9 protein-coding genes are annotated in these 11945 nt (G+C 34.9%); 5 read left to right on the plus strand and 4 right to left on the minus strand.

What is annotated here, in order from left to right:
* Positions 1–2 precede the first annotated feature (2 nt).
* Both NNL09_RS08315 and NNL09_RS08320 read right to left on the minus strand, forming a co-directional pair.
* Positions 3–458, minus strand: a complete 456-nt coding sequence (locus NNL09_RS08315; protein WP_025665333.1) for a nuclear transport factor 2 family protein — start codon at positions 456–458, stop codon at positions 3–5.
* 39 nt (positions 459–497) lie between these two features.
* Positions 498–1493 carry an NAD(P)H-dependent glycerol-3-phosphate dehydrogenase gene (locus tag NNL09_RS08320; protein WP_025665332.1) on the minus strand — a complete coding sequence of 332 codons (996 nt, stop codon included), beginning with the start codon at positions 1491–1493 and terminating at the stop codon, positions 498–500.
* A gap of 123 nt (positions 1494–1616) precedes the next feature.
* Between NNL09_RS08320 and NNL09_RS08325 the strand changes: the two genes are divergently transcribed.
* The 5 genes from NNL09_RS08325 (at position 1617) to NNL09_RS08345 (ending at position 9366) form a co-directional block, all read left to right on the plus strand.
* Positions 1617–2540, plus strand: a complete 924-nt coding sequence (locus NNL09_RS08325; RefSeq protein ID WP_025665331.1) for a hypothetical protein — start codon at positions 1617–1619, stop codon at positions 2538–2540.
* A gap of 414 nt (positions 2541–2954) precedes the next feature.
* Complete coding sequence (locus tag NNL09_RS08330) at positions 2955–4508, plus strand: aldehyde dehydrogenase family protein (RefSeq protein ID WP_196910967.1); 1554 nt, start codon at positions 2955–2957, stop codon at positions 4506–4508.
* Between the two features lie 194 nt (positions 4509–4702).
* Positions 4703–5071, plus strand: a complete 369-nt coding sequence (locus tag NNL09_RS08335; protein ID WP_035096005.1) for a hypothetical protein — start codon at positions 4703–4705, stop codon at positions 5069–5071.
* An 86-nt stretch (positions 5072–5157) separates the two neighbouring features.
* The gene (locus tag NNL09_RS08340) at positions 5158–8847 is read left to right on the plus strand and encodes a T9SS type A sorting domain-containing protein (RefSeq protein WP_196910966.1); all 3690 of its coding nucleotides are present in this window, start codon (positions 5158–5160) and stop codon (positions 8845–8847) included.
* A 63-nt stretch (positions 8848–8910) separates the two neighbouring features.
* On the plus strand, positions 8911–9366 hold the full coding sequence (locus tag NNL09_RS08345) for a hypothetical protein (RefSeq protein WP_196910965.1): 456 nt from the start codon (positions 8911–8913) through the stop codon (positions 9364–9366).
* A 125-nt stretch (positions 9367–9491) separates the two neighbouring features.
* Here NNL09_RS08345 and NNL09_RS08350 read toward each other — a convergent pair whose 3' ends face one another.
* Positions 9492–10595 (minus strand): hypothetical protein, encoded by a 1104-nt coding sequence (locus NNL09_RS08350; protein ID WP_025665326.1) that lies wholly within the window; start codon positions 10593–10595, stop codon positions 9492–9494.
* A gap of 104 nt (positions 10596–10699) precedes the next feature.
* On the minus strand, positions 10700–11836 hold the full coding sequence (locus NNL09_RS08355; RefSeq protein WP_025665325.1) for an SPFH domain-containing protein: 1137 nt from the start codon (positions 11834–11836) through the stop codon (positions 10700–10702).
* Positions 11837–11945 lie beyond the last annotated feature (109 nt).

Consider the following 11945-nt stretch of genomic DNA (forward strand, 5'->3'; position numbering starts at 1 on the left):
AATCAGGACGCCATAAATTTATCGAGCATTTTATTGGTTTGCCGAATTAGTTTTTTCTTAAAAAAACTAGTCCCACCAAGCAAAGCACCTTTCCATCCGATAGCCTGAGAAGCCCAACGGTGTAGGTTAAAATCATCTGTGTGTTTTATGATTTTGCCATCTTTAAATTCGAATTGAGCATCGATCTTATTATGAACCGATCTTCCTGTTTTACTGAAAGAGTACCAGGCCTCCCAATGCGCTGATCCATTTTGATCATTAGCTTCAACTTGTGAAAATTCTACTCTAAAATTTCTTGCATTTTTACATAGCATACGCCACATACCTTTTGCACGATTGCCTTTTAGTTTTCCAAAACCAGGATCTTCAAATACCACATCATCATGATAACATGATATCATAGTTTCGGCATCGAGATTGCTTAATCCGGTATAAAATGTTTCGATAAGCTTCTTCATAAGATGTATAAATAATCAGAGGCATGAAGATAAGAATAATTAGTCTAGCTTATCAGTTAGTTTCTTAAATACTTTTTTCGGATTTTTATTTTCATATAACACAGCGTGTACTGCGTCAATAATAGGAGTTCGAGCAGCTTTGGTGGCATCGAGTTCATATGCGGTCTTTGCGGCATAATATCCTTCGGCAATCATACTCATTTCCATCTGGGCGCTTTTTACCGTGTACCCTTTACCGATCATATTACCAAACATTCGATTACGAGAAAAAATAGAATACCCGGTAACCAATAAATCCCCCAAATAGGCAGAATCGTTAATGTTACGTTTCATTTTATGTACTTTTTTAATAAAACGTTTCATTTCACGAATAGCATTACTCATAAGAACACTCTGAAAATTATCACCATACCCTAGACCATGCGCAATCCCTGCCGCTACAGAATAGATGTTCTTGAGTACTGCAGCATATTCGGTACCGATAATGTCATCGCTTGTTTTACATTTAATATAATCACTACTTAAATGATTCGCCATTATTTTGGCTTTTTCTTCATCATTAGAAGCAATAGTAAGATATGATAATCGTTCTAGCGCAACCTCTTCTGCATGACATGGCCCGGTAATTACCCCAATATTATTAAAAGGAATGTTATACTCGTCATGAAAATGCTCTCCTACAATAAGACCTGTCTCTGGAACAATACCTTTTATGGCCGAAAAAATAATCTTGTCTTTTAAAGATATTGTTAATTTTTTGAGTTCGCTATGTAGAAAAGCAGATGGAATAGCAAAAATCAGGTAATCTGCATAGGCAACAGCTTCGTTTATATCATTAGTGAGCTTAAGTTGTTCAACTTTAAATTCGACAGAACTTAAATAATTAGGATTGTGTTGTTGTCTTTTAAGATGCTCTAAAGCATAAGTACTTCGCATATACCATCCAACTTCATTTAGGTTTTCGGTAAGCATTTTTACAATGGCAGTTGCCCAACTACCACCTCCCAGTACTGCAAATTTTGGATTTTTTTCCATAAAAAATATTGTGGGTTCAAAAATAGGAAAAATACAATTCAAAATAAAGATCTGATAATCAGTTTATTATAATTTTGGCACGCGTTTTGGTTCTCAATTAATGAAATTGAAAACACACAGCATATGAAAACGCTAAAATTACTTTCGGTTATTTTTTTAGGTTCAATACTATTAACTTCTTGTGTAGCAGAGGTTGTTATCGAAGAAGATGTTTATATAGAGGAACCAACAATTACTTTAAATGAATTATTGAATACTTATGAGATCTGGTATGTAGATATCGAACGCACAAAAGGTAATGGTGAGATTCCGTTTTTACAAAAAGCGTTTACAGTTTCTTTCCGAAACGGAACATTTTATGCCAATAATAATCTGGTTGGTATGGGAAGTAATGGAAACGGTTATGGATTAGATGTTGGTTTCTATGATACTTTTAGAATGGATCTGGATATTAGTCATGATATCGATGGTACATATAAATTAGTAATTACTCAATTATCAGATAATCAGATAGAAGTATATGATAGGGTAACGAATACCAGCTACTTCTTAGTTGGGTACCAACGTAGTAATTTTGATTACGATCAGGTATTTTATGATAATATTCATTATTTCCTGCAGGAGTATGAAACCTGGGAAAAAGTCTTTACCAGTGAGTTTGGGGTACTGAATGAGTTTGATAACGAAAACTATTTGAAATTCTCATATTTTGGATCCGGAGAAAATTTTAAAAGCTCTCGAGATGAAAACGGAATTCATATTAATGATATCTTTTATGATTATACCGGGCATTATGAGGTTAATGATATCGTTAACATTTTTGATAGGAAAACTTTAACACTTGATTACGATTATCTGGGCAATGAATTCTTCGAGTTGTCCGTTATAAATGATAGTAAAATAGAATTGTTTCATCCAAGCTCAGAAACAGTGTACCAGTTTGTAGGTAGAGGACATATACAATTTAAGAGTTCTGAGAAAGGAAAACCGACTCAGAATGAAAAGAAAAGAATAAAAAAAGCTGATTTTATGAAGCTTTCAAAATAAAAGTAAGGTAGCACTTAAACAATATTAACTTTTTGGTTGGTTATTTAGTTGGGAATCGCTCTACAAGAGAAATCTTGTTTGAGCGATTTCTTTTTTTAGTATAAAATTTCTGAATAAGAAAAGGGATTATAAAATTAAACATAACAGTATTTAAATCCATCTTTTTGAACGAAGAAACCTTTTAATTTATTTAAAGATTTCTGTACTTTTATAACTCTTAAAATATAACAGAAAAACGTTTGGTATACTGAAAGGAGTGAGTCAATTTAGTTTGTTAAACTTCCGTTTATGGTAAAATTGATTTTTTTGAAATTGATTTTTAGAAAAATCATTCAAAATTAACGTTAGATTGTGCCAAAATTTAATTTATCTCCAAAACACAGTATCTTTACCTTTTCAAAAAGTAACTTATACATGGCAACAGCAATATTAGATTTCGGAATTCAGGAAGCGCTACAGCAATTGGGCGTTTCTGAGGACAATAAAGGCACTTCGACAGGCTCAAACTGGCTTTCTTCAAAAGAAATGATTTCATCATATTCACCTGTAGATGGAGAATTAATAGGTAAAGTAGAAGTCACAACAGCAGAAGATTATGAAAAAGTAATACAAACTGCAACCGAAGCATTTAAAACCTGGAAAATAATGCCGGCTCCACAACGTGGAGAAATCGTAAGACAGTTTGGAGAAGCATTACGAGAATTAAAAGAGCCTCTTGGGAAATTGGTTTCTTATGAAATGGGAAAATCTTACCAAGAAGGTTTAGGAGAAGTACAAGAGATGATCGATATCTGTGACTTTGCCGTAGGATTATCCAGACAATTGCATGGTTTAACAATGCATTCTGAGCGCCCTGGTCATAGAATGTATGAGCAGTATCATCCACTTGGGATTGTGGGAATAATCTCTGCATTTAATTTTCCGGTAGCAGTATGGGCCTGGAACACTGCATTAGCATGGATTTGTGGAGATGTATGTGTGTGGAAACCTAGTGAGAAAACACCACTTTGCGGAATAGCTTGTCAAAATATTATAGCCAAAGTTTTAAAAGATAATAACCTGCCAGAAGGAATTTCTTGCTTGATTAATGGAGATTATAAGGTAGGAGAGATGATGACAACAGATAAAAGGATTCCTTTAATTTCTGCTACAGGTTCTACTAGAATGGGTAAAATTGTGGGAGCAACCGTGGGGCAACGTTTAGGAAAATCACTTTTAGAACTAGGAGGAAACAATGCAATTATTGTTACACCCGATGCAGATATCAAAATGACAGTGATTGGAGCCGTGTTTGGTGCAGTAGGAACAGCAGGTCAACGTTGTACTTCTACACGCCGATTAATTATACATGAATCTATTTATGATAAAGTAAAAAATGCAGTAGTAGCTGCATATGGACAGTTGAGAATTGGTAATCCTCTGGATGAAAATAACCATGTGGGACCATTAATAGATACAGATGCGGTAAAAGGTTACCAAAATGCATTACAAAAAGTAGTAGAAGAAGGAGGGAATATTGTGGTAGACGGAGCTGTGCTTTCTGGAGAAGGTTACGAAAGCGGATGTTATGTAAAACCTGCTATTGCAGAAGCAGATAATTCGTTTGAAATTGTACAGCACGAAACATTTGCACCAGTATTATATCTATTAAAGTATAGTGGTGATGTAGAAAATGCTATCGAAACTCAAAACGGAGTAGCGCAAGGATTATCCTCTGCAATTATGACCAATAATTTACGTGAAGCAGAACGTTTTCTATCTCATGCAGGATCTGATTGCGGGATTGCTAATGTAAATATAGGAACTTCTGGTGCCGAGATTGGTGGCGCTTTTGGAGGAGAAAAAGAAACAGGTGGTGGTCGCGAATCGGGATCAGATGCATGGAAAGTTTATATGCGACGTCAAACCAATACCATAAATTATACTACAGAATTGCCATTGGCACAAGGAATCAAATTCGATTTATAGCCAGATAATTTTGTAATAAATAATAAAAAAGCATCCCAACGTGGGATGCTTTTTTTATTAAATGTTGTACTAATATGTAACTTTTTCGGTTTATATATGTAATGAATATTGTATAGAGTGTGTTAAAAAAACGCAACCATAGCTTTTTAGAAGCATCTTATATACAAGTAATAACTTATAAAGTTTTAAAATACATGAAAAAAGTTTTTTTACTTTTATTAATATTCTGTGTGGCATGTAATGATGACGATAAGACAGAAGATCCTGTTCTATGTACGTTAGAGGCTAGACCTGGTTTAGAAGTAACGATTAAAGATACTATGGATGCTACATTTTTGGTAGATGGTATTACCGTAGTAGCGACAGATAACGAATATAAAGAAACATTAGAGAATATATCAGGGACTACTATTTTTGTTGGAGCTCATGAACGTACTGGTACTTATGTGATTACAGTGAGTAAAACAGGTTATACAACAATTACTAGTGATCCAATTATAGTAACAGAAGATATATGTCATGTAATTACCGAGAGTTTAGAGGTTTTATTGGAGAAAAAGTAAAAAAATCGTAAAATTCCTGAAGATTTAAGAAAAAAATTCAAAAATTTAAGCTAGTTTTGAAAAAATCACTCACAAATCAGCTTAAAATGAAAACACTTTTATTTTATCTCAAACGTTCCGTTTGGGCGGTTTCTCTTGTGGGAACCATTACTTCAGTAAATGCTCAACAGCTTAAAACACAGGCAGATCAACAGGAAAAACCTGGTGGTCATTCACTTTACAAACAATCTAAAATTTACGATAGTAAATATGGATCTAAGTCTGATGTAAAAAAAGTTGGTGACAAAGCATTAGAAAGAATGAAGTGGGAATTTGAAAGACTCAAAGACCCGAACACTAATGAAATTCCTTTCGGAATTAGAGACAAAGAGGTTAACTTCTCTAGTAAGATTTCAGAAGGAAATGATTCGAAACAATCAATTAGCAATGCTGCAAAATCTTCAAAAGCTGGTCGTTTTTCGTATTGGAAAAACAGAGGTCCTTACAATGTAGGAGGAAGAACAAGAGCATTGGCTATTGATCGTACAAACGAGAATGTAATCCTGGCCGGTGGAGTTTCGGGAGGATTATGGCGCTCTACTAATGGTGGAGAGTCTTGGAGAAAAGTAACGTCTCGTAGACAATCACCAAGTATTACTTGTATTGTACAAGATCCTAGACCTGGTAAACATAATACATGGTATTATGGATCAGGAGAACGTTTTGGTAATTCTGCAGGAGCAGGAGGAGCCTTTTTTCAAGGAACCGGAGTTTATAAATCTACCAATGGTGGAAGAACCTGGAGACTTCTTGAAGCTACCAACGATAATGACGTAAGAACATTCTCTCCTTTTGATTTGATTAATTCTATCGTGATTAATCCAACTAATGGAGATATTTTCGTAGGTACTTTTAATGGTGTACACAAATCTAAAGATGGTGGAAAATCATTTGAAGAAGTATTAGCAGGCGATTTTGATAATACTGCAGAAGTTGCAGTTACAAGTACAGGTCAGATCTATGCAACTATCGATTCTGGAGGAAATCCTAATAATGGATATTTTACATCTACCAATGGAGATGTTGATACCTGGACAGAAATATCACCAGAGGTTTTACCAGCAGATTATGGTAGAACTGTTATGGGGATAGATCCTTCTAATGAAAACATTGTATATTTCTTTACACAGAATTTAAGTGCAGGTGGACCAGCATTTTTACTTAAATACGATGCTGCCGCAGCTACACCAGAAGAAACCTGGACAGATTTAAGTGCTAATCTACCTACCGCAATTGGTGGAAGAGTAGGAAACTTAAATCTTCAGGGTGGATATAATATGATCGTTAAGGTTAGTCCGGCAGATCCTAACTTAATGTTTGTAGGCGGAACTAACATATACAGATCTACAACTGGATTTACAACTCCAGCAGGACAAGAAAGCTGGATTGCAGGATATTCTCCTCTAAACAACGTAAGTGTATATCCAGATCAACACCCTGATCAGCATGAATTACTTTTTTATCCATCTAATCCTAACAAAGTATTATCTGGTAATGATGGAGGTGTATTTGTAACCGAAGATGTTACTACTTCTACATCTGCTGCAGAACCTGTAGATTGGATTTCTTTAAATAATGGATATGTAACAACACAACCATACCACGTATCTTTTGATCCAGAACCAAATAGTGATGATCTACTAGCTGGTTTTCAGGATAACGGTACCTGGTTTACTTCTTCTACGAGCTCTATAGAGCCATGGATAGAAGATTTTGGAGGTGATGGTGCTTATAGTGCAATTGCAGATAACGGAAGTACAAGATACGTATCTTCACAAAGAGGAAATGTATATAGATTTAATTTTGATGAAGCTGGAGAATTTCAATCATTCACCAGAGTAAGACCAGCAGGAGCTAACAACCTTGCTTTTATTACACCGTTTATTCTGGATCCAAATAATGATAACATTATGTATTTACCTGCGGGTAATAGAATTTGGAGAAATAACGATCTGGATGAAATCCCTCTTTTCTCAAATGCATTCGCAACAGTAAACTGGGTTGATCTTCCTAATACCGATACTCCGGCAGGAACTTCAATATCATCTTTAGATGTTTCTAAATATCCAGTTGCAAATAGATTATATTATGGTACCAATACAGGAGGTATCTATAGAATGGATAATGCTAATCTTGATGACCAGGAAGTAGTAGATATTTCTACTGGGAAAGGATTACCAGAAGGATTTGTTAACGATATTAATGTAGACCCTTCAGATTCTGATAGAGTAATTGTTACTTTTTCAAATTATAGAGTAATAAGTGTATTCTTAACGACCGATGGAGGAGATACCTGGACAAATATTAGTGGTAATTTAGAAGAAAATGCTGATGGATCAGGAAATGGACCATCTGTAAGAAGTACTGCATTCTTAGGAAGTAGTCAAGGATTCTTTGGTTCTAGATTACAAAAAGTATATGCGGCAACAAGTACAGGATTATACTATACAAATAGATTAAATGGAGAAAGAACCCGTTGGATTAAAGAACCTTTTGCTATTGGTAATGCTGTAACCGATGAGGTAAAAACTCGTAAAGATGGATTTATTGCTGTAGCTGCACACGGTAGTGGGTTGTATAGTGCAAGATTCCCGGTATTTAATGAATTACCAGAATCTTCATTAAGTGTTGCTTATTTACTAGATGATCTTCTTGTAGCAGAAAATAGTGAAGATGTAGAAATAGATGTAACAGATTTATTTGTTCACTCTAACGGAAATGCAATAGATATAGAATTTACGAATTCTAATCCAGAATTAGTGACAGCTACATTAGAAGGAAATACAATCACTCTTTCTTTTGCACCAGATAGCCTAGGTAAGGCAACAATTGGTCTAATAGCTACTTCTGGAGATGAGCAAGTTGCAGAAGGATTTACAGTGTCTGTAACAGAGCTTGCGATTTATGAGCAAATAGAAGGTGCTACATCATCATTGGCATCTCAATTCTTTGTAGATTTTGGTGGTCTTGCACAATCTGCAGATGACTTCGTTATTCCTGCAGGGAATGAATGGACATTAGAGAGAATTGTAGCTTTTGGAGGAGCTAATAACTCACCAGCGTTAACTAATGCAACTGTTGTAATATATAGTGATAATGCAGGAGTTCCTGGCGATGAGGTTTATAATAGCGGAGAGATAACTCCAATCTCTAACCCAACAGATACAAACCTAAACCTAGTGCTTCCAGCAACGGTAACATTAGAAAGTGGTAACTATTGGTTATCAGTTTATGCTAACTTAGCTTTTGGTGCAGGGCAACAACAATGGTTCTGGTCTTCACAAAATGGAGGAATTGGTCAGGAGCCACATTTTAAAGATAATTTAGACTTATTTGGTACAGGAGCTACAGATTGGACACCGGTTTCGGTTGCATTCGGTAGAGATCCTCTTGATCAGGTATTCCAGATTTATGGAATGGTAGATAATGGTGGTGCAGGTGAGCCTCAAACTTCGGTAGATCCTTTGGCTGTAATAGAAGTGTCAAAAAACACTACAGCTTCACCAAACCCATCTAACGGGATGTTCTCTTTTAATTTTAAAGATACAGCATTAAAATCTAATGGAGATACTTCTAGATCTATCGAGATCTTCGATTCTATGGGTAATAAGTTGTTTTCAAATAGTAATGTTGGTGATAATACAACCTGGGATGCTTCAAATGCAAGATCTGGTTTGTATTTCGCAAGAATTACAGAAAATGGAAATCAAAGTACTCTTAAACTTATTAAGAAATAAGTTGCAATAGTGATAAACTTAAAAGGAGTTGAAATTTTCAACTCCTTTTTTTATTTTTATACAATGGATAAAATACTATATATATTAATAGTAGTTGGCTTATTTTCTTGCAAATCAAATAGTATTGCCCAGGAAAAGGAAACCGAAAAAATAAAACCTAAAGTAGAAAAACCGAAGTTTAGCGATCTTCAGGATAATACGATCGATCCTAATACCGTGCATTTGATTGCTGTAATACAAGATGTAACTAAAAATGCATCTATTTGTGAAAAAAGCTTTAAAACGGCTACTACGGTAAAAGTGAAACGCATTATAAATTCTGGTTCGAGTATTACAAATATGATTTCTCCCGGACAGGAGATTACTTTTGGTTTTATGAATTCACCAGCAAATGATTTTGATACGCTAAAACAACGAATACCTAAGAACAAGGAGGTTTCTTTTAAAATTAGAGAAAACCTATGTCCCGATATGAGTAAGACAGTCTATGAGGTTATTGGGTTTAAAACTAAGGATTAAACTCTGGCTTTATAATAGCATTATTTTAGAAAAACAATATTAAAAAAAGGAGACTGGTCAAAAACCAGTCTCCTTTTTTTATAAATTAAATTTTACGGCTACTAATTTTTCTTTCACAAGTAAAATTATTGCTCGGCAAACCACACGATTATTACAATAATAATGAGTATAAACAATACAAAGAAGAATATTTTCCAGAAAGAGTAGGGCCTTTTTCCAGAAATAGCCCCTGTTTGACCATTGATAAAGAAATTATACTTTTTACCATTAAATCGGTAGGCACTAATATATACCGGAAGTAGAATATGCTTAAAGGTCTCTTCGCTTAAACTCATATCTATATGGTGTACTCTTTGGGTATCTCCTCCTATATCACGTCTGGCCCAGGAAGTAGCAATACGTTCGGCTTCTTTGGTAGATGCTAAATGACCATCTTTTAATGGAATCGTGTATTTTTCGGTAACAAACCCCGCTAAAAAATTAGTATTAAAAGGTGAAAGAGCATCCAGATTCCAATTTGATATTTTTCTTGGTACCGGATTTTTATTTTGGTGTGATGCCTTGATTAAAGTATCATCAACAAAACCATTTACATTTCCGCTTGCCGGAGACCATCTTGTTCTACGTTCTTGTCGGGTTTTGGTAACAGATTTACCATTTACCGTTGTTGTATACGGAACACTAACATAATAATAGTCTCCGCGTTGTCCGGTATAGTTCGCATACAATTGGGCATCAAAGGTCCAGTAGGGTAAATAGAGACCTTTGGTGTTTTGCGGATCTAGTGCTGCTTTTTTTAAGTTATTAGGGGCAAACCACAACCCTTTTACCCATTTTGAAAATATTTGATGTGATTTCTTCTGATCAAATTGAAAAGGAAGAACTGCTCCCGGTAATATCCAATCCTCTTTATATGCATCTTCTATAATCAAAGGCATAGTGCAATACACACAATGTAGAGACTTGTAGTTTTCTTCGATATGTTGGTTTGCACCGCAATTTTTGCAATGCAGCATCATGATTTCTTCAGAATGTGATTGAGAACCCATTTCTTCGAGATAGGGTTTAAGTTCTAACTCTTGAAATCCATTTTGATCAGATATAATCGTTTCGTGATGACCACAATACTCGCAAGTAATCTCAGTCGTTCCAGGTTTATATTTTAATTCTGCACCACAATTAGTACAGGATTTTTTACGTTCTGAAACTGCTTTTTTTTCTTCTTCCATTTAGGAACTAATAATACTGGATGTTATATAGAATAGTTCCTTCTCCCATATGAGAGAAGGTTAAGTCCTATCTCAAAATTAATTTTGAGATGCTTTTTTATTTTTTAATTCCCTGGTAATGGAGGAGGAGTACTTCCGCCTAGAAAAGATTTTAGCTCTTCTACATCTTTTAATGCGACCCAGCTTTCCATTCCTTGTTTCCATACCAAAGAATCTTTATTTATGGTTCTATTGGCAAATAGTGCTTTTAATTGCTCAAAGGATACAGGTCCTGCCTGTTGCCCATTTTGAGCATAAAAATACTGTACTTGCACTGGCATTGGTGGTGGAGCCACTGGAGTAGTTTGTTGAGGTTGTACTTGTTGTTGTCCTGTCATTGGGTTCATCATGCCTCCCATTTGTTGAGCTAGAACAAATCCCATTCCCATTCCCATTCCAGCCCCTGCTGTACCTCCTTCATTGGCTGCTGCAGCTTCAATAGCTTTTGCAGTTTTAAATTTGGTTAATTTATCCAGATCAAGCTTATCAATTCTACTGTATTCAAATATTTCTTTTTTCAATTCCTCTGGCATAGAAACATTCTCGATAAAGAATTTTTCCAGAGAAATACCTACAGCGTTAAATTCGGGTTGCATTACCTCAAGACAGGTATCAGATAATTCTGTAGTATTAGCGGCATATAGTTCGATAGGTAAATTAGCTTCACCAACAGTATCTGTAAATCGTGTAGAGATTAAGCTTTTAAGATGTTCATTAATCTCGAAATTGGTAAAATTAGCATCTGTTCCTACAATATCAATGACAAATTTACCAGCATCATTAATCTTAAACGCATAGGTTCCGAAAGCACGAATTTCTACAAGCCCAAAACGATCATCGTTTAAGGTAATCGGGTTTTTGGTCCCCCATTTTTCATCGGTAAATAAATGTGTATTTACAAAATATACTTCGGCTTTAAAAGGGCTATTAAATCCATATTTCCAACCTTTTAATGTTGCCAAAATAGGAAGGTTTTGCGTGTTTAAAGTATATGTTCCGGGAGTAAACACATCTGCCAGTTGTCCCTCATTAATGAAAACTGCGGTTTGCCCTTCTCTTACAATAAGCTTTGCTTCATTTTTAATTTCATTTTGATATCGTTCAAACCGATGTACAATAGTATCATCTGTATGGTCTAACCATTCTATGATATCTATAAATTCGTGGCTAAGTTTTTTCTTTATTTCGTCAAAAATTCCCATTGATGAGTTGATTTTAAATTTGTGTTCTAAAGCTACAAAATTGAATGGTTGATGAAAAATTAATTTTGAATAAATGAAAAGAAAGTAGAGGATAAAAAAATAAGCTTCA

Source organism: Aquimarina sp. EL_43 (genome assembly GCF_943422735.1).
In the GTDB taxonomy this organism is placed as follows: domain Bacteria; phylum Bacteroidota; class Bacteroidia; order Flavobacteriales; family Flavobacteriaceae; genus Aquimarina; species Aquimarina megaterium.